General features: G+C 46.1%; 13 protein-coding genes. 5 read left to right on the top strand and 8 right to left on the bottom strand.

All coding sequences use genetic code 11. The features are described from left to right. Positions 1 to 25 precede the first annotated feature (25 nt). From QT994_RS17100 to QT994_RS17085, 4 genes are read right to left on the bottom strand one after another with little or no spacing between them, the layout of a single operon-like run. Positions 26 to 9811 (bottom strand): tetratricopeptide repeat protein, encoded by a 9786-nt coding sequence (locus QT994_RS17100; RefSeq protein WP_333176378.1) that lies wholly within the window; start codon positions 9809 to 9811, stop codon positions 26 to 28. Between the two features lie 50 nt (positions 9812 to 9861). Continuing rightward, positions 9862 to 10002 carry a hypothetical protein gene (locus QT994_RS17095; protein WP_333176376.1) on the bottom strand — a complete coding sequence of 47 codons (141 nt, stop codon included), beginning with the start codon at positions 10000 to 10002 and terminating at the stop codon, positions 9862 to 9864. Then, entirely contained in the window at positions 9987 to 11045 is a 1059-nt protein-coding gene (locus QT994_RS17090; RefSeq protein WP_333176374.1) for a homogentisate phytyltransferase, read from the bottom strand. The genes QT994_RS17095 and QT994_RS17090 overlap by 16 nt, the downstream gene beginning before the upstream one ends. A 36-nt stretch (positions 11046 to 11081) precedes the next feature. After that, a complete protein-coding gene (locus QT994_RS17085; RefSeq protein ID WP_333045781.1) occupies positions 11082 to 12035 on the bottom strand; it encodes a methyltransferase domain-containing protein in 954 nt (317 codons plus the stop codon). Positions 12036 to 12333: 298 nt separating this feature from the next. Between QT994_RS17085 and QT994_RS17080 the strand changes: the two genes are divergently transcribed. Both QT994_RS17080 and QT994_RS17075 read left to right on the top strand, forming a co-directional pair. Next, the gene (locus QT994_RS17080) at positions 12334 to 13668 is read left to right on the top strand and encodes a TrkH family potassium uptake protein (protein ID WP_333176372.1); all 1335 of its coding nucleotides are present in this window, start codon (positions 12334 to 12336) and stop codon (positions 13666 to 13668) included. 140 nt (positions 13669 to 13808) lie between these two features. Next, positions 13809 to 14504 carry a TrkA family potassium uptake protein gene (locus QT994_RS17075; RefSeq protein WP_333047398.1) on the top strand — a complete coding sequence of 232 codons (696 nt, stop codon included), beginning with the start codon at positions 13809 to 13811 and terminating at the stop codon, positions 14502 to 14504. Positions 14505 to 14841: 337 nt separating this feature from the next. On the opposite strand, the gene QT994_RS17070 is transcribed toward QT994_RS17075, so the two are convergent. After that, positions 14842 to 15111, bottom strand: coding sequence for a hypothetical protein (locus QT994_RS17070; protein ID WP_333047396.1), 270 nt, complete (start codon positions 15109 to 15111; stop codon positions 14842 to 14844). A gap of 402 nt (positions 15112 to 15513) precedes the next feature. On the opposite strand from QT994_RS17070, the gene QT994_RS17065 reads away from it, so the two are divergent. Further along, entirely contained in the window at positions 15514 to 16113 is a 600-nt protein-coding gene (locus tag QT994_RS17065; protein ID WP_333176370.1) for a sulfite oxidase-like oxidoreductase, read from the top strand. A 624-nt stretch (positions 16114 to 16737) separates the two neighbouring features. Beyond that, the gene (locus QT994_RS17060) at positions 16738 to 17436 is read left to right on the top strand and encodes a PEP-CTERM sorting domain-containing protein (RefSeq protein WP_333047394.1); all 699 of its coding nucleotides are present in this window, start codon (positions 16738 to 16740) and stop codon (positions 17434 to 17436) included. A gap of 394 nt (positions 17437 to 17830) precedes the next feature. On the opposite strand, the gene QT994_RS17055 is transcribed toward QT994_RS17060, so the two are convergent. From QT994_RS17055 to QT994_RS17045, 3 genes are all read right to left on the bottom strand, one after another. Then, positions 17831 to 18046 (bottom strand): hypothetical protein, encoded by a 216-nt coding sequence (locus tag QT994_RS17055; RefSeq protein WP_333176368.1) that lies wholly within the window; start codon positions 18044 to 18046, stop codon positions 17831 to 17833. 135 nt (positions 18047 to 18181) lie between these two features. Continuing rightward, positions 18182 to 18370: a mechanosensitive ion channel domain-containing protein gene (locus QT994_RS17050; RefSeq protein ID WP_333176393.1), complete on the bottom strand. Its 189-nt coding sequence runs from the start codon at positions 18368 to 18370 to the stop codon at positions 18182 to 18184. Between the two features lie 155 nt (positions 18371 to 18525). Beyond that, entirely contained in the window at positions 18526 to 18810 is a 285-nt protein-coding gene (locus QT994_RS17045; protein ID WP_333176366.1) for a hypothetical protein, read from the bottom strand. 48 nt (positions 18811 to 18858) lie between these two features. Here QT994_RS17045 and QT994_RS17040 point away from each other — a divergent pair, with 48 nt between their 5' ends. Beyond that, complete coding sequence (locus QT994_RS17040) at positions 18859 to 19470, top strand: VTT domain-containing protein (RefSeq protein WP_333176364.1); 612 nt, start codon at positions 18859 to 18861, stop codon at positions 19468 to 19470. Positions 19471 to 19504: the final 34 nt, after the last annotated feature.

Below are 19504 nucleotides of genomic sequence, written 5' to 3'. Positions count from 1 at the left end.
TTTGTAGTCAGCACTTTAGTGTTATCTACATATCGGCAATCACCTCCAAAAAACGCTTAACCTGTTTTTCCCAAGTCCAATCGAGCATAAATTTAGCCGCAGCTAAACCGCGACGTTTTGATTCTTCGCGATTAGTATAAACTTGTTCCAAAGCCTCAACAACTTCTGCAACCTCAGACTCTCCCCAACCTTCTACACCGGGAAAAAGAGCAGTAGGTTTAACTCGTCCTTGACTCCATAAAGGATAGCAAATGTGGCTGTAAATTAAGTCTAAATGACCAGTATTTGCTGATAAAATAGTTGGAATTCCGCAGGCCATACTTTCCATGGCGACTAAATTAGTACCGCCTTCGCAGCGGTTGGTAAAAACAGCGCAGTCGGCTTCTCGCAAAATTTGTCCGGCGAGGTGATTGGGAATTAAGCCGATATCTATAAAAGAGTCAATCGGCAAACCGTTAGCCACTAACCATTGGGAAATTGCTAAACTTCCGTCGCGGTTGATATTGGGAAGTCCCGCAACGTTTCCGGTTTGTTCGATTCCTAACATATACTGAGGCCAAAAATTGTGCCATGTTGTTAGTAACAAAGCCTCTGGATGTTTGGCGCGAAATCGTTTGAAAGCGGCAATTACAATATCTTGACCTTTGCGATATTCCAGTTTGCCGCCGGAGAAAATGACGAAGCGATCGCCAAATAGATTAGATTTGGGTGCCGGATGGAAAATTGTTGGGTCAATTCCTTGATTTACCATCGCCACATTAGTCAAGCCGTGGCTTCTCAAAACATCGGCATTCCAGTTGGAACCGGCGACAATCACGCTATATTTTTTGGCTGTTTCTAGTGCTTCTGCTGTGATTAGTGTGTCTTCAAAAAATATGACTCCTATTTGACAACCGCTGGTAATTTGATTGTCAACCCCAGACGATGCTAAATTATTCCCCAAAGCGTAAAGTACGGGAAAATTACAACTGATTTGTTTGTCGGAATTTGCTGCTACTAATTCCTGAAAACTTTTTTGCTTTTCTATTACAGGTAATAACAGCGATTTATGCAGCGGATTGAGCGATTCTGAGGTGATTGAGGGCGGTGCTAAAAGTGCAACTTCCCAGGCGGGATTTTGCAGCAGTTGTAGTGCTAAATTCATGCCGTAAATTCCCCAGCCACTGGTGATGCTGACCGGCCAACTAATGCCGATTCCTGTAATTTGGGGGGGTATTTGTGGGGGGGAGTTTCGAGGCGGATCATAAGAATCTGTGTTACCAGGCTGAGCCTGGGAACGAGTAGAGATTAAGTGTTCTAAGGCTGCTTTTATACGATCGCACACTCCATCCCAATCACCGGCTTTTTGCTGCCTAAACAACCGCGCAGTGGGATACCAAGGGCTATCTTCGCGATCGAGCATCCAGCGCCAATCGGGTACAAAGGACAGCAAAATCCAGACCGGTTTGCCTAAAGCACCCGCTAAATGCGCCACAGCAGTGTCTACGCAAATTACTAAATCGAGTTGCGAAATAATGGCTGCGGTGTCAGCAAAATCGACGCAATGTTCGCTCAAATCTTCAATTTGCTGTTGATTTAATAAAGTAATATCGCCCGCTGACAAATCTTTCTGAAGACTGTAAAAACTCACTCCCGGAACATCTACAAATTTCACAAAATCGCTCAATTTACACGATCGCCGATGATTGTGGCGGTGCAGCGCCCCGCCCGCCCACACAATACCTACTTTTAGTTTATTGTTCGGCTCTAGGGAATATTTAAAATCCTGTGGCGGAGCTAAATAAGGAATATTCGCTGGTATATTTTCCAAAGTTGTTCCCAGAATTCGCGGCAAACTTAGCAGCGGGGCTTGCACTTGAAAATCTACCAAATCGCTCGGTCTGACTCCTACTCGATCGACTCCTGCAATTCCTTCAAATAAACGCTTCAGCAAGACATGACAAGCAACAATAACTTTGCCACCTTTTTGCTTGACTAAAGGTGCGTAGCGGATAAATTGTATCGTATCGCCAAAACCTTGTTCAGGGTGCAATAAAATTGTTTTTCCCTGCAAATCAGAGCCGTCCCAAAGTGGTTGATCAAAAGAGCGCTGATCCAATTGTTGAGTTTCCCAGCGCGATTCGTACTCTGCAAAACCAGCATCAAAATTCCCAGTTAAGAGTAAAGCTAAGGCTAGTCTCAAGCGCCAATTTGGCGAGTTGGGACGTAGTTGAATTGCTTTATTGTAGAAGTCGATCGCCTCTACGACTTGTCCCTGCTCTTCGAGGGCAGAACCCAAATATAAGTTAGTTTCAGGCTGGTTGGGATTGATTTTTAGCGATTTTTGGTAGTGAGCAATAGCCTCGGCTATTTGCCCGTTTTCCTGTTTGATATCACCTAAACAACTGTGGGCTTCGGCGTGGCTGGGTGAGGCAGCAATTACTTGTTCGTAACGAGCGGCAGCGTCTGCTTTTTTACCTTGTTTTTGTAAAGCAGTGGCTATGTGAAATTGTACCTGTGCGGGCGATAAGGAAAATCGAGGCGAAGCCTGGGGATATCCGTTACCAGGGACAGCCTGGGAACGAGTAGAAATTAGGTGTTTTAACGCTGTTTTTACGCGAGAGAACACTCCCACCCAATCACCCGGTGTTTGCTGCCGAAACAGCCGCGCCGTCGGATACCAAGGGCTGTCCTCGCGTTCCAACATCCACCGCCAATCCGGCATAAAACACAGCAAAATCCATACGGGTTTACCCAAGGCACCGGCTAAGTGCGCGACAGCAGTATCAACAGAAATTACTAAATCTAGTTGCGATATCACCGCCGCAGTATCGGCAAAATCGTTCAAATTGTCGCTCAAATCTATCACGGGAATTTGAGTTAACAAACTACGATTGTCAGGCGACATTTCTTTCTGAAGACTGTAAAAAGTTACACCGCGAATATCTAACAATGTCAGGAAATAGCTTAAATCGCTCGATCGCTGAAAATCCTTCAAATGTTCCGCACTTCCCGCCCACGCAATTCCAATTTTGAAATTGCAATCGAAATTTAGGGAAAACTGCCAATTCGGCGGCGCATCTAAATAAGGAACATTTGCCGGTATATTTTCTAAATTTGTTCCCAGAATATACGGTAAACTCATCAGCGGTGCTTGCACTTGGAAATCGGGCAATTCATCCATCCTAACCGCCACTTGTTGGATGCCAGGAATCTGCTTAAATAAACGCTTCAGTTCTTGATAGCAAGAAATGATTACTTTGCCGCCTTTTTGCTGTACAATTGCCGCGTATCGCACAAATTGAATGGCATCGCCCAAACCTTGTTCGGATCGGAGTAAAATAGTTTGTCCGTTCAAATCGGAACCGTCCCAAACTGGTTGGTCAAAATTCAACCGTGGTATTTTTTTCGCCTGTTCTGTTTGCCAGCGCCACTCGTACTCTGCTAAACCGCGTGGCAATTCTCCAGTCAACAGCAAGACTAAGCTTAAATTGAAGTGAGCTTTAACACATTCTGCATCAATTTCGAGAACCTTATTGTAACAAAAAGTTGCTCTATTTACCTCTCCTAATTGTTCCTTTGCACTTCCTAAATTAGTGAGTGCTTCTATATAATTCGGATTCAAAGATATTGCTCGTTCCAAGCTACAAATTGCCTGTTCTATTTTGCCAGCCCCCAAGCATAACGTTCCGAGGTGATAGTGTCCTTTAGGATTGTTCGGTTCTGCTTCAATTGCACGCTCGTAAAGCCGTTCAGCCTCAGCTAGCTGACTTTTTGCTTGCATCGCCACACCCAAATTTACCAGCGCTGGCACGTAATTGGAATTGACAGAAAGTGCTTGATGAAAACACGCGATCGCAGTCGGCAACTCGCCCTGCTGCTGGAGTGCCGCGCCGAGATTATTGAGAGCTTTGACATAAATGGGATTCAGAGCGATCGCCTTTTGAAAACAAGATACAGCCGCCGCTATATTGCCTTGATATTGCAGCAAAATACCCAAGTTATTCTGCGCTTGAGCGCAGTTCGGATCGATTTCTATCGCGCGCTGATAATAGGTGGCAGCTTCGGCTAAATCCCCTGTTTGGTGCAGCGTCACTGCCAAATTAGTGGCGGCTTCTATCGAATTTGGCTGCAAAACTAAAGCATTTTTAAAATAAGCGATTGCCTCCGCCAATCTTCCTTGCGACTTGAGAATATTTCCCTGATTGAACTGTTTTTGATATAATTGAATATTGGTCTGAGTTTCTATTGGCGGTAGAGCTTCTTGATGCTGAAAAATTCTTTCTCTCAGCGCCAAAGCAGCTTCTTCTAAAACTCCTTCCCAATCTCCCGCTGTTGACTGGCGAAACAGGCGCGCCGTGGGATACCAAGGACTATCTTCGCGTTGCAACATCCACCGCCAATCCGGCACAAAACAGAGCAAAATCCACACGGGTTTACCCAAAGCACCAGCCAAGTGTGCCACACAAGTATCTACAGAAATTACTAAATCCAGAGCTGAGATTGCCGCCGCAGTATCGGCCAAGTCGTGCAAATTAGAGCTTAAATCGGTTACGGGCATTTGCTCTAACAAAGCGCGATCGTCTGCTGTCATTTCCTTTTGCAAACTGTAAAAATCTGCTCCGGGAATATCTAACAGTTTTGTCAACAAATTTAGGGGTAAAGATCGCACATTATTGTGGGAATTTTTAGGATTTCCTGACCAAACAATTCCCACTTTCAAATTAGGAGTTTGACTGAGAGTAAATTCCCAACCGGGCGGCGGAGCTAAATAAGGAACTTTGGCCGGTATAGTTTCTAAAGTTGTTCCCAGAAGGTGAGGCAAACTCATGAGTGGCGCACGCACTTGAAAATCCGGCGCATCCTCTGGATGAACTATTAACGCATCGATTCCCCAAACTTGTGCAAACAAGCGCTGCAATTGCGGCAAACACCAAACAATTACCCTACCGCCTTTTTGTTTGACTAAATCTGCGTAGCGGATAAACTGAATTCCATCGCCTAAACCCTGTTCCGGGCAAAGCAAAATAGTTTTTCCCTCCAAATCTTTACCATCCCAAAGTGGCTGAATAAAGTTGTGGTGCCGGAACTGTTTTTCTTTAACTAGGAGTCGCCATTCGTATTCGCAAAAACCGCGCTGGAAGTCTCCCGCCAGCAGCAACGCTAAACCTAAATTTAGGTGAGATTCGGGATTCCCGACATTGAATTTAACTGCTTGGCTGTAGCAGGTGACAGCATCTACAAATTGTCCGCGATCGTGCAAAGCACTTGCCAAACTGGTGAGGGGATTGATATAACTGGGTTTGAGTTCGATCGCCCGACGGTAACAATCGATCGCCTCTGCCATATTTCCCGCTTCCTCAAAAGCTTTGCCGAGATTGTTCAAAGCTTGTGGAAAGTCTGGTTTCAGGCTCAAAGCTTGCTGATAGCAGGCGATCGCATCTTCAATTTTGCCCTGTTTGTGCAGGACAATCCCCAGATTGCAGTGAGCCTGTGCACTGGCGGGCAATGCCTGAATCGCTTGCTGGCAAACAGCTAAAGCTAAATCCTCATCCAACTTATCTGGGCTAGACAGCGAAGTCCCGAAAGCGAGATCAGTTTCTGCCCAATCCGGTTGCAGCGCCAGAGCTCGATCGTAGTATGCGATCGCATCGGCAATTTTGCCCTGCCGCATCCAGGCGTATGCTAAATGGTGCAGGGCGTCCACATAATTTGGCTCGATTGCGATCGCCCGTTCGTAATTCGCGATCGCTTTCCCTTCCTCCCCTTGTTCCTCCAAAGCAATTCCCAAATTCAAATAAGCCACCGCGCAATTAGGATTGATTTGAATAGCTTGCTCGTAGCACCTTACAGCCTCCGCTACATCCCCTTGCTCTTCCCGCAACAGGCCCAAATTAATCAGCGCTTCCGCGCAATTCGGGTTCAAAGAAAGCGCCCGCTCATATTGTGCGATCGCCTCTTCAGTTTTCCCTGCTTCCGCCAGCGCGCTGCCCAAATTGCTCGCAGTTTCCGCCAAATTCCCGTCAATTGCTAGCGCTTGTCGGTAGTGCGCGATCGCCTCTGTTAGCTGGCCGGTTTGCTGTTTGACAACGCCTAAATTGCTGTGCGCGGCTGCGTAATTAGGATTGATCGCGATCGCTCGCTCATAACATTCGATCGCACCCCCAAAATCGACCTGCTGCTGCAAATCCACGCCCAACCGAAACTCTGCATCCGCCGCATCCGACGGCACAAATGCAGCAGCAACCGCGCCTAGAGCTCCCGCCACCCGATCGAAAACGTCCTCCCAGTCGCCCCGCTGATGCTGGCGAAACAGCCTTGCGCTTGGATACCAAGGACTATCTTCACGCTCCAGCAGCCACCGCCAATCCGGCGAAAACGCCAGCAAAATCCACACTGGTTTGCCCAAAGCGCCCGCCAAATGGGCGACAGCGGTATCGACACTAATGACTAAATCCAGTTTGGCGATCGCAGCAGCAGTATCGGCCAAATCGCCAAAATGCGGGCTCAAATCTACGATCGACGTTTGATTCAACAGCCCGCGATCGGGCTCGGAAACCTCTTTCTGCAAGCTATAAAAACTTACCCCCGAAACGTCCAAAAGTCGCAGAAACTGGCTTAAACTGCACGAACGCTGCTTGTTTTTGCGGTGTTTTGGATTCCCCGCCCAGACAAGGCCAACTTTCAAATTGCGATCGGGCAAAAGTGCAAATTCAGCACCCGCCGGCGGAGATAAATAAGCAGTATTTGCCGGTATTGTTTCCAGCTTTGTACCAAGAATATAGGGCAAACTCAACATCGGCGCTTGCACGTCAAATTCCGGCAGTGTCTCGCCTTTAACTATTAGCAAATCAATCCCGTCAACCGTTGCAAATAAACGGTGCAATTGCGGGTAACAGCCAACAATGACCCTACCGCCTTTATTTTTGACGATCGCAGCGTAGCGGATAAACTGAAGCGAATCGCCTAAACCTTGTTCGGCGTGCAGCAAAATAGTCTTTCCCTCCAAATCAGAACCGTCCCATAGCGGTCGATATTCTCTCGCCGGAACACTATTATCCGAACCCGCCAAAAAACAGGAATGACCAGTGTGAAATTTTTTAATTTGCCAGCGCCACTCGTATTCAGCGAGACCATTTTCCAAATCTCCCACCAACAGCAAAGCCAAGGATAAATTTAGGTGAGCGCTAGCGTGATTTGGACTTAAATGAATCGCTCGTCTGTAGCAGACGATCGCATCTTCTACTGCGCCTTTTTCCAGAAACGTCCTGCCTAAATTGTTGATAGCTTCCACAAAATCCGGCAGCAATTCTAGAGCTTTGTGATAATACTCCAGCGCCTCTTCTAAATTGTCCTGTTCTTGCAACACTGTTGCCAGATTGTTGTAAGCTTCCCAGCTATGCGGATGAATTTCCAGCGCTCGTCGGTACAGCTCGATCGCCCTTAAAAGTTCACCTTTTTCTTGCAGCGCCACCGCTAAATTAATCAGGGCGGGTACGAAATCTGGTTGAGCTACAAGAGCTTGCTCGTAATGTGCGATCGCCTCTTCCACTTGACCTTGTTCTTCAAAAATCTTTGCCAAGTTGTAAGCGGTTTGAGGAATATTTGGATCGATGGCTAAAGCTTCTCGGTAATGGGGGATAGCGGCTTCCAATTCTCCATTTTCTTGTTTGAGAAAACCAAAATTAATCCGCGCTTGAACGCAATTTGGCTCAAGAGATATAATCTGTTCGTAAAGGGAGATCGCCTCTTGCCGATCTCCTGTTTCCATTAAATGTTCTGCTTGCCGCAATAAATCCTCTAAAACAACTAAATTCTCGCCAGCCGTTCCGATAATCGCAATCGATGTCTCAATTCCCTGCGATTGCTTAGCTGCGGAGCGTTCTGCTAACCCTTCGTTCGCCATCACAAATATTTCTTTACTCTCTTTAACCACGCTTGCACCTGTCATTGTGAGAGCCACAAAATCGAGGTCAGGCTTATTATTACCAGTCATTGCAAGCGAAAGGGAGTCAAGCTGATCGTGGGCAGAATCCTCGGAATAACTAGCAGTATTAGCGATCGCAAATAAACTCAAAGCCGCCTGTACTTCCTCAAACAATTCTTGCCAACTTTCCGGCTGACTTTGGCGGAAAAGCCTCGCAGTTGGATACCAAGGATTATCTTGACGATCCAGCAGCCAGCGCCAGTCAGGAGCAAAAGAAAGCAGCACCCAAACCGGTTTTCCTAAAGCACCCGCTAAGTGCGCCACAGCCGTATCGACAGTAATGACTAAATCCAGTTGAGATATAGCCGAAGCGGTATCAGCAAAGTCGTTCAAATGCGGAGTTAAATCCGGCACTAAGTGTTGGTTCAACAAAGTGCGATCGCTCTCGGATAAGTTTTTTTGTAAACTATAAAAAGCGATTCCCGGAACATCCAAAAATCGAATAAAATCGCTCAAGCTGCAAGAACGCTGATTGTCTTTCCGGCGCTGCGGACTCCCCGCCCAAACAATCCCTACCTTCAATTTGGCATCAGAAGAGAGCGCAAATTTGCACTCAGCAGGCGGATATAAATAAGGAACATTTGCCGGTATTGTTTCCAGAGTTGTCCCCACAATTCGCGGCAAACTCATCAGAGGTGCGTGAACGTCAAATTCTGGCAAACCTTCCAGACTAACTGATAAATATTCAATACCAGGAACTGTCGCAAACAACCGCATCAGTTCTGGATAGCAAGCCACCATAACTTTAGCGCCTCGGCTGCGAAGAATCGGCGCGTAGCGAATAAACTGAATCGAATCGCCGAAGCCTTGCTCAACGTGCAGTAAAATAGTTTTCCCCTGCAAATCCGAACCATCCCAAACCGACTTTTTAAATTGTCTCGGTTGTACTTGCGGAGTGCGCCACCGCCACTCGTATTCAGCAAAACCGCGCTTAAAATCTCCGAACAATAGCAAACTTAAACCTAATTCCAGGTGGGCGGTGGCGTTCTCTGGCTGCAATTCCAAGGCTCGACTGTGACAAGAAAAAGCTTCTTGAAACTCTCCTAAATCGACCAAAGCGTGTCCGAGATTGTTAATAGCCTCCACGAAGTCTGGCTTTAAGTTTAATGCTTGTCGGTAGTGGGATATTGCTGCTTTTGCATTGCCTTGTTCGTGGAAAAATGCTCCTACATTGTTGTGAGCTTCGGGATTGTTGGGGTCGAGTTTTACCGCTTGCTGGTAGCAGTTAAAAGCTTCTGCTAATTTACCTTGCTGCTGCCAAACTGTTCCCAATCCCATCAAAGAATATGTTAAATTTGGATTGATTTTTAAAGCGTGCAGATAATAAACTATCGCCTCGTTTAATTGATTTTTATGTTTAAATAAATGTCCTAAATTGTGCGCTGTTTCGTGCAGATTGGGGTCGAGTCGTAGCGCTGTTTGATAATATAAAATTGCCGAGTCTATTTCGCCTAATTGCTGTTTTGCCCAGCCCAAATTATTGTAGGCGAGTGCGGAATTTGGCTGGATTTTGATGACTTGTTCGTAACTGGCGATCGCCCTTTGATACGCGCTTACATCCAGTAAAAGATTAGCCTTATTTAAATGTGCTTCAACAAAATCGCGGTTTTGGGCGATCGCCTGTTCATAAAAGTCGATCGCCTCTGCAATTTTTCCCTGCTGTCTCGCCGCTATTCCCAACAAACACAGCACGTTTGCTGATTCCGGCTGCACTTCTATTATTTGCCGATACAAATTCTCAGCTTCTAACAAACGGCCCGCTTGGTGATGTTCCCAAGCTAATTTCAAAGAGTCTTCGGCACCCAGTTTGCAGGCAGATTTCCGAATTTTTTTTTGAGAAGCCATAGTTGTCTTTGTTGTTTGGGAGTTCGCTAACGGGTAATTGCCAAATTGTTCTAATTTGTTAACTCTTCCTTCCTTCTTCCTTCTTCCTTCCCCCTTCCTTCTTCCTTCTTCCTGACATCCGTTACATCCGTTACATCCGTTACATAATCCGTTGCCGAACTTCCTTCTACCCCTTCTACCCCAACAAACAAGCTGCGGGAAAAATCAGATATTCTAAGAAAAACAACTTCCAGATAAACTGATAAAATGCAGCAATTTCTATTTTATCGTCCAAATCAACTTTCGCGCTCCAAAACCACATCAAACCCAAAGCCGCCAAATGAGAAACTGCCAGAAACACTAAATTAACATTAGACAATACTACTGCTCCCGCCAAAGTCGCGCCCAAATAACAAACCGTCAACACCCAGCGAGATAAATTAAAGACGGCAGGCTTGCCCAGCTCAATCGTAAACGTAGTAATATTGTATTGCTTGTCCCCTTCCATATCGGGGATATCTTTAAAAATGGCGATCGCAAACGTAAACACCACAACAAAAACCGTCAGCACCCAAACTTCCGCAGGAATGTCAAAAGACACACTATTCAAACTCCAGCCCGAAAAAGCGCTTTTCGCCCTTCCCAAACCCAACACCCAATTAAAGTGCCAAAATAACCCTAAATTTACGATCGCGCCCCGCACCGTAAAAATGCACAGCGCCGCCCAAAAAGGAAACCGTTTCAGCCGAATTGGAGGCAGAGAATAAGCAGTCCCGATCGCCAAACTAACGCCAACGGTAGCCAGCAAAAACGGGCCTTGTAAAACAGCAGTCAAAATTGCTATAATTCCCGTTGCAATTACAATTAATTCCCCGGTTTTCCGAGAAAAAGCTCCCGAGGCGATCGGCAAATAGGGCTTATTTATTTTATCAATTTCTACATCTTCTAACTGGTTCAATCCCACAATATAAATATTGCCGCAAATGCAAGCCAACCAGGCAAGAGCTAGGGGTCCAAATACAGGATTCACAAACAGCCTCGTACTTTGGGCGATCGCGTACAAAGCCATTACACTCAAGCTAGTACCCACAATTGTGTGCGGCCGAGAAAACTCCCAAAATGCCCTCACCCAGCTTTGCGGAGCCGAGCCATTTTTATCAATCCAAGACTTGCCAATCGAATCATTGCCCATAAATCTCACACCCACGCCAAACAAATAATATTCTGTAGGGTGCGTAATACGCACCTTACTCATCAACTCCAAACTCAAAACTTCTCTGATATATGCCTGTTATTTTACAGCACAAATCATTCCAAAACGAATCAACCCGCTCTGATATCCGCGACTCATCAATCCGAGAGCAAGTGCAGCTTGAATAGTCGTCCAACCGCTCGTTAGCAAACCCCAAATAGCGCTCGGAGTCAAAGCAGAATCGATCACCACATCCCAAAAAGGAGCAACAGCTTTTGACCAATCAGCGGTGCGAATACTTGTCAAAGGCAAACTGCGAACAATTTCCTCGTATTCCGGCAAAGAAATCACATAAGGCAAAGCATAAACCCGGTAAATTTCTGCCAATTGCCTTCTCTCTTCATCGGTTAATTCACCCGCCGTTTCTCCCACCGGGCGGTGGCACCAAGTTGCCAAAATCAAAGTTCCTCCCGGCTTGAGTACGCGGCAGCATTCCTGCAAAAACTTAATTTTGTCTGGCATATGTTCGCCACTTTCGAGCGACCAAACCAAGTCGAATGACTCGTCAGGAAAAGGCATATTCAAGGCATCGGCCACTAAAAAATTCACATTGCTTTGAGCATCGGCAATTTTAGCGCGTTCGGTCGCTCTGTTGGCCTGTACCGGACTCAGAGTAATCCCGGTCGCTGTAACGCTAGCGCCCGTTTTGTTTTGTTCGGGCGATTGGCTACGCTGTCGATCGACCATGCCATCCAACTTTAAATTATTTTGAGCGATCGAACTAAACTTTTCGGTCAAATAAAGCGTGCTGCCGCCGATCCCGCAACCGACATCAAGAATGCGGTAAGGTTGACACAGTGCCTTCTCTGACGGCACTCCAGCCCAAGCCAGCAGTTCTTCTATCAAATCTATCTGAGCCTGTCGGCGCTCTTTTTTCAAATTGCCATCCGGGCCGTAGTAACCGTGGTGCATATGTTCGCCCCACACCTGCTCCCACAAACCGCTAGAAGCGTCGTAAAGTTGCTGAATTTGCTGGTAAAGTGTTGATGTCATCGCCGGATTGCAAGTTATTAAAGGAATTCTACCGTTATTTTCCCGCTGTTGTCATAGAATTTGGCGATTGAGTTCGATCGGTCTCCGGTATTTGCCAGACAGAGATGTCCTGATTTCAAGCCCGACGATCGATTGGTGGCTTCCGTCTCAAACCTCAAATCTAAAATCGATTGGTGGCTTCCGTCTCAAACCTCAAATCTAAAATCGATTGGTGGCTTCCCTGTCAAACCTCAAATCTAAAATCGATTGGTGGCTTCCCTCTCAAATCTAAAATCTAAAATCTAAAATCTAAAATCGAATGACTGTCTCGCGAACCATTGCTTTGGGCTTTCTCGCTGTCATCCTCGTAGGTGCTCTATTACTGATGATGCCCTTTTCCACAATTGATGGAACTTGGAGCGATCCAATAACAGCACTGTTTACCTCTACTTCCTCTGTCTGCGTCACGGGCTTGTCGGTTGTGGATGTCGGAAAATATTACTCTTTTTGGGGGCAACTGTGCCTAGTTTTACTGGTGCAAATAGGAGGATTGGGCTATATGACAGCCACGACTTTCTTGCTGCTGTTATTGGGTCGCCGCTTTGGCTTGAAAGACAAAATTGCCCTGCAACAATCTCTCGACAAATCCGGGCTAGCCGGCGTAGTACAACTCGTGCAGTCAATTCTAGCAACAACGCTTTTGTTTGAATTAACAGGAGTGTTTTTGCTGATGACGGTTTTCGTCCCCCAATACGGATTTAAACAGGGTGTGTGGTCTGCTATATTTCACAGCGTTAATTCCTTTAACAACGCGGGTTTTAGCATCTATTCAGACAATTTGATCGGCTACATCAGTTCGCCTATGGTTAACTTCACAGTCACGGGTTTAATCATATTTGGGGGAATCGGCTATCAAGTAATTATGGAAATGTACCTGTGGCTGCGCGATCGTTTCAACAAAAGCCCTATCTGCACAGTTTTTTCCCTAAACTTCAAAGTTGTTACCACTACAACCGCTGTCCTTTTAATTTTAGGAACGCTAGCCTTTTTGGTGCTGGAATACGACAACCCAAACACTTTCGGCTCTCTAAATTTTCCTCAAAAGGTGATGGCAGCTTGGTTTCAATCTGTTACTCCCCGCACGGCCGGGTTCAATACAATTAGCATTGGCCAAATGACCGAAGCCTCGCTATTTCTGACTATCGCGCTGATGTTTATCGGCGCCAGTCCTGGCAGCACCGGAGGCGGAATCAAAACCACAACTTTTAGGATATTGTTTTGCTGTACCACAGCAGTTATCGAAGGCCAGGAAGATGTGGAGTGCTATCAGCGTCAAATCCCGCCAGCAATGATTCTGAAAACCATTAGCGTAGTCTTCGGTTCCCTGTTGGTCGCGTTCACATCTGCAATTTTAATCGAGCTGACGAATCCCCAAGTAGAATTTATTGCAGCGCTGTATGAAGCCGTTTCAGCTTTTGCCACGGTCGGTCTTTCCACAGGGATTACACCCACGCTTTCAGCGATCGGTAAGTTGATTTTGATTGCTACAATGTACATAGGTCGGGTGGGGATACTGCTGTTGGTGAGTGCTGCATTCGGCGACCCAAAACCCAGGTCTTTTAAGTATGCTGAGGAAAGTTTGTTAGTGGGATAAAAAAATCCTGCCTCGTTGCTGATAATCTAAACAATGGGTGACAACCCAAATCAACTTTTACTACTTACCCAAAAATCAAAAGGAGGCGGCGCTGTCTCTGCTAAAATTTAAACAGCAAGACGCTCAGCGCTGGATATTGAGTGAACCTGTCATCTTTGAATTTTTTTCGGACTTTGCGCGCCGAAAACAAGCAGTTTGCAGTTATTGGTTTGGGACGCTTTGGCAAAGCTGTGTGTTCTACTCTGCACGGCTTGGGTTACGAAGTCTTGGGAGTTGACACCGATGAAAAAAAAGTAGCTCAAGCTTTGAACGATCGCATTGCTGCTCACGTTGTGCAGTTAGATTCTACTGAGCCTAGCGCTCTTGCGGAAGCGGGTATATTTGAATTTGAAACAGTGATTGTGGCGATCGGCAATTACCTAGCAGAAAGCATTACCACCACCCTAAATCTTAAGGAAGGCGGGGTAAGTCACGTAATTGCCAAAGCTTCTTCGGAAACTCACTTAAAACTGTTGAAAAAAGTCGGGGCAGATCATGTAGTTTTTCCCGAACGAGAAATGGGCTGCTCTTTGGCCCGGGTTCTTACACAACCCAGCATTTTAGAACGCTTTGACCTCGACCCAGATCACAGCATCGTTGAGGTGCTCGTTCCTGAAAAATTTGACGGTAAAACCATCTCGGAATTGGAACTCCGGCGCAAGTATGGTTTGAACTTGCTAGCAGTGGGTCGCGCCGACAAGTTCGAGATTAATCCGCAGCCAAACGAACGCTTGAGAAAGGGCGACGCGATGGTAGTAGTTGGTTCTAATAAAGATATCAATCGCTTGCCAATTTAACAGCTCGCCATTTTATGCACATATAGCAACACTCCTGGACTCAGAAACCAGATTTCTTGTGTTCCGAGTGTCTAAGTCCTAAGCAATTCTTGCGGGATGTGTGAAAATTTCAGACCTGCACAAACCCGGTTTATCTTAGATAAACCGGGTTTCTCTGTCAATCTGTATGTTCTAATTTTTAACTGAAATATGTAAATTGAATTTCACCAGTTCTGGGGTTGGTTCCGTCTTTGCGACCCCTTCTAAGAACATAGCCAGACAAATAGCGAAAAATTTTAACAAAGTAGCAGCACTCGATCGCGCTCCCGCAAATCATAGGAGCGCTAGCCCTGAAAATTCAGCCGACTTTCAAGATATCTTGCAAATAAGCTTTGCCCAAAACCAGCACCGCCAAGACTAGAGCGAGTTCAACAGGCCAAGGACACACTGCCAGCAACCAAATTAACGAACACACTCCAATAATTGCAGCTATGGGAGCCGGAATTCCGTCTAGCGTTCTATTGTCAGTCCCGGCAGTTACCCACCCAGCAATCAAGCACACCGTCAACGGAATCAAGCAACTTGTGATCATGATTTTTACCCCATCAATTTGGTTTACATATGGCATCTGAGCATATTGTAACAATACATCCAAAATTGGGAAATGCACCATGAATTGCGATAAAATGTAAGATTGCATACTTAATAAGTAGGTAAGCGAAATTAAACTCAGCTATGTCACAGTATGTAAACAGGGCTGACTTAGCCACGCTTAGGGCCTTTGGATATTTTACAATCGTTTACATAATTGCGTTTGACAGCGCCTACTTACTTACGCTGGGATCATAATAGTTGGTAATTTTTAGCTTTGGCTATGTCTGAAGGCAGAATTAGGTTGGCATCAGGTAGAAGTTAGGGATTTTTCTTTCTACAGAAGTGCTTTTGCTTTCTACCTTGAGATGAATTGCGATGCGCCCATCTCTGCAAGTTATACTCAGGATTGCAGTCAGTTACTGTAGAGTGTGAATCAATGCTGGGCAAATTTTTTCGCAAACCAGAATTAGAAAACAGCGATCGCGTCCCTCCGGGTCAATACCTCGCCAACGGCTTTCCCGTGTTGACCTACGGGGATACACCCTCGGTTAGCATAGAGAGTTGGGAATTTAAAGTCTGGGGATTGGCAAAACCCCAAACTTTCACTTGGTCGGACTTCGAGGCAATGCCCCAAAGTAACTTTACTGCGGATTTTCACTGCGTCACTCGGTGGTCAAAACTCGACGTGCAGTGGACGGGAGTCAAAGTCACAGATTTTATGAACTACATAGCAGTCGATCCAAAAGCTCTCCACCTTCTAGAACACTGCTACGGTGGCTACACTACTAACATTGCGATCGCCGACTTCCTCCGAGAAGAAAACTTTTTCGCCCACACCGTCTTCGGCGAACCTCTATCCGCAGAGCACGGTGGCCCAATGCGGCTCGTAGTTCCCCACTTGTACGCTTGGAAAAGCGCTAAATGGATTAACGGCTTGGAGTTTACAGAAACTGAAGAACTCGGTTTTTGGGAACGCAACGGCTACCACCAGCGGGGCGAACCTTGGGCCGAGGAACGCTACAGCGGTCTGTTTTGATGCGGTCGATCGGCAGGAAAGACTGGCCCCGAGCTTCTATCTAGGGTATTTGTTGAGGGTCAATGCGCTCTTTTACCGCTTCAATCTGCAGAAATCGCATCTCGTCGATCGCATCTTTGGGATATCTCACCCCACGGGATCTATTTAATTCAACCAAAATACGTAGACCCAACGATCGCACTTTGTACGTAATTTACCCGATAGATAAACTACTTTAACTCTCCTACGCAAGCCCCAACAAACAAATATTCCCAGTTTCTGGTTAATATAAAACTCCTGTAACTGTCAGGAACACAGATGTTACCGTATTTATACTTAAGTGTTTGCTGTTGAGGATTTAGACTTGAGAATCTAATAAAAAATTAGCATAGGCCAGCTCCAAATCTGTGTGGCTGCTCTGCGCTCCTATGCCCGCTACTGCAAGGTTTCACTCCACAGTTCTTATAATTATTTAGTGGGTATTATTAGGAGCGATCGCCCGCCAGCAGATGTGATCGAGAGCATTTATGAAGGATATGTAAAGGCTTGATAAAGAATATGTCAAACTTTACCTAAAGTGCCCCAAATACAAACAAAGTATCGCATAATGAAATTATTAAGACCCTCGCACAAAAGGAACAGGTTATGAATACCAAACTCTTATCCGCCCTAACAGCTACCGCAGCCGCCACAGCTCTGTTTGGTGCAAGTGCTCCAGCCCACGCCTTCTCCTTCGGCACCAGCGGCATCTCCTTCAGCCAAGATCAAGATGTCAAGTTTAACTTCACAGAGTCTCACGGCGCGTACATTTCATCTTTGGGAATTTACACCGTGAAGGACTCGGTAGCCTCTATAGCTAAGACCTTGTTTTCGGAAACTAAATCCTCAGACAACGGCAGGGCGAACGAATGGAAAGGAACTCTGGGCAATACTGTCAAGGATTCTGGCCCGGTAGTATTCAAATTCCTGGCAAATCAAATCTACACTTTGGGACTCTCCAGCACTTTCGGGCAGTGGTCGGGCACTGTCTACTCGACCTCAACTTTGAACAGCGGCGCCAGCCAGCAAGCCGTGTTTGGCGGGGCGTTGCTGGGGAACGCACTTGACACAAAAACAACGAAGGCCTTCAAATCTGCCGGAGACTACACAAACGGAGTAGGTTCTCTGTTTAGCGGCACGGTGATCTCCTTCGACGATGCTGGTAACGGCAAGGACGCAGACTTCCAAGACTTCACAGTGAGTGCAGAAGCAGTTCCCGAGCCGATTACGATGACTGGTTTGGCTCTCGGTTTCGGCGGCTTGGTTGCAGCACGCCGCCGCCGCGCTAGCAAGACGGCTTCATGATTTTTTTCAACCGGAACCCTCTCTTCAATTCCGTTTGACAACAAAATAAAATTCAATTAGGAGGCGCGCTAATGAGAAATAGGCTCGCCTTTTGCTTGATTTGAAAATTCAGAAGGGAGAAGTCATCTCAACTCTGGTTGCACTCCTCATGATTGTTGACTGCTGACTGTTGACTCGGGGTCGCCAAACTGAATAATGGTTGAGTGTTGGATATTGACTCGATTTTACGCCCGACGATGAAGCGCGGATTTGATATCAGGGTGAAGTTCGGGAACGCGCAGTGTACGGGATTTAACGGGTTTAACCGAGGGGTGTTGAGGGAAGAAGTCAAGCGTGAAGCCAGAGGATTTTTTCCACTCTTCCACTCTCCCTCTCCCAACTCCCAACTCAAAACTTACTCACGGTATATTGTTTGATCGTACAAAGTCACCACTATCGGTTGAGGAATTTTAATGTCGGCCCGGATGCACGCTACTTTAATCGCCACCACAGCCCTGGTGTTTGTCCGTCGCACCTGTGCTTGTTCGCGCAGCGTCCAATAGCGGACAATAAGATAATAACCATCGTTAAAGCCTGAAGTATCAACATCATAGGCTAAATTTAAAGGCAAGTTAGTTCACCTGTGGGGCCGGCCTATTAGTAAGCTGTTGTGCATTTAAATTGTATATTGAGGGCGTGATCTCCTGCCCAACCCCTAATCCCCACACAAGTAAAGATTTATTTGACTATGCAATTTAAATGCGGATTAGCTTACCCGCACTGAATTGGTAAATACGATCGCCTTCGGCACGATAACTCGCTCTCCCCGATCACTAATAATTTGAGTTGAAGGCAGCAAAATCTTTTCAACAGTACCTTCAAAGCCTTCTACAATTATCCGATCGCCCAATTGCAACGCTTCGTGCAACAGCAAAATATTTCCGCTAAAAAGTATTTGAAGATGTCTTGGAACGCGAAACTAATAGCTACTGAATCCAGTCCTAACAAACCGATGATATTTCCCGGACGCAAAGCCGAGAACGCAATCACGCAGGCGATCGAACGGCCCGCAGCCCAAGTCAGGGCAAAGGCTATCTGCACCAAGAGCGATCACAAGGACAAACTTTTGACAGTCTGTTGAGTAGCTGCCGAGATTGTTCGGCGAACAAACTTCGCTGCGGTGTTCATCAGCACCAGAACTACCACAGCCGCTGCTATTGACGGCGCCTCGATCGCTTGACCCAACAGGTTTAACAAGCTAGTTGGGATTTGTTGAATTATCACACCCATTGTTAAATTTGAACTAAAAAATTTTAGACCAATAATCGATCGCTGGCTAATTTCTGATTTTTCCAGACCCTCGTTTATGCTATATTCAACAGACAATGATATCATATATGTCATTTATATACTGCTTAGCTCATTCCTCGGAAAAATAGAAAGATGAATTTTGATTTGCAGCAACTGATTAAAACCTTTGGCTATTTGGGGATTTGGGCTATTGTGTTCGCAGAATCCGGATTGCTGTTCGGTTTTTTTCTGCCGGGAGACAGCTTGCTGTTTACTGCTGGAATTGTCGCTGCTGCGCCCGACTCTCTGAATATTTGGACGCTAATTTTTGGGGCTTTTGTCTGCGCGGTGGCTGGTGATAATGTTGGCTATGCAACGGGACACCGTTGGGGCCGTCGCTTATTTCAGAAGGAAGATTCGTGGCTGTTTAAGAAAGAATATTTAGAAAAAACCGAAAACTTCTACGAAAAACACGGTCAAAAAGCAGTTGTACTGGCGAGATTTATGCCAATTGTCCGCACTTTTGCGCCGATAGTGGCGGGAGTGGCGGCAATGAAATACAAAACTTTTATGTTTTATAACCTCGTCGGCGGGTTTGTGTGGACGGTGGGGATAACTCTGCTGGGTTATTATTTGGGAAAAATGATTCCTCCCGATCAAGTTGACAAATATTTACTGCCGATTGTTTGTGGAATAATTGTACTTTCTTTTGTGCCTTCTATTATTCATATAATTCAAGAACGCCAGGCTAACAAAAAAGATTGAGATCGCGGCCCGACAGGAAGTTTTGACTCTCGCG

This window comes from Microcoleus sp. S13_B4, from assembly GCF_036700885.1.
GTDB lineage: Bacteria > Cyanobacteriota > Cyanobacteriia > Cyanobacteriales > Microcoleaceae > Microcoleus.
The sequence above is the reverse complement of the archived record's forward strand: the minus strand, read 5'-3'. Positions and strand labels throughout refer to the sequence as shown.

Bases quoted from the DNA above. Each gene is read 5' to 3' on its own strand.
- QT994_RS17065 (WP_333176370.1), top strand. From the start codon at position 15,514: ATGCTGGGCAAATTTTTTCGCAAACCAGAATTAGAAAACAGCGATCGC.
- QT994_RS17090 (WP_333176374.1), bottom strand. From the start codon at position 11,045: ATGAGTAAGGTGCGTATTACGCACCCTACAGAATATTATTTGTTTGGC.
- QT994_RS17085 (WP_333045781.1), bottom strand. From the start codon at position 12,035: ATGACATCAACACTTTACCAGCAAATTCAGCAACTTTACGACGCTTCT.
- QT994_RS17060 (WP_333047394.1), top strand. From the start codon at position 16,738: ATGAATACCAAACTCTTATCCGCCCTAACAGCTACCGCAGCCGCCACA.
- QT994_RS17045 (WP_333176366.1), bottom strand. From the start codon at position 18,810: ATGATATCATTGTCTGTTGAATATAGCATAAACGAGGGTCTGGAAAAA.
- QT994_RS17080 (WP_333176372.1), top strand. From the start codon at position 12,334: ATGACTGTCTCGCGAACCATTGCTTTGGGCTTTCTCGCTGTCATCCTC.
- QT994_RS17100 (WP_333176378.1), bottom strand. From the start codon at position 9,811: ATGGCTTCTCAAAAAAAAATTCGGAAATCTGCCTGCAAACTGGGTGCC.
- QT994_RS17070 (WP_333047396.1), bottom strand. From the start codon at position 15,111: ATGCCATATGTAAACCAAATTGATGGGGTAAAAATCATGATCACAAGT.
- QT994_RS17040 (WP_333176364.1), top strand. From the start codon at position 18,859: ATGAATTTTGATTTGCAGCAACTGATTAAAACCTTTGGCTATTTGGGG.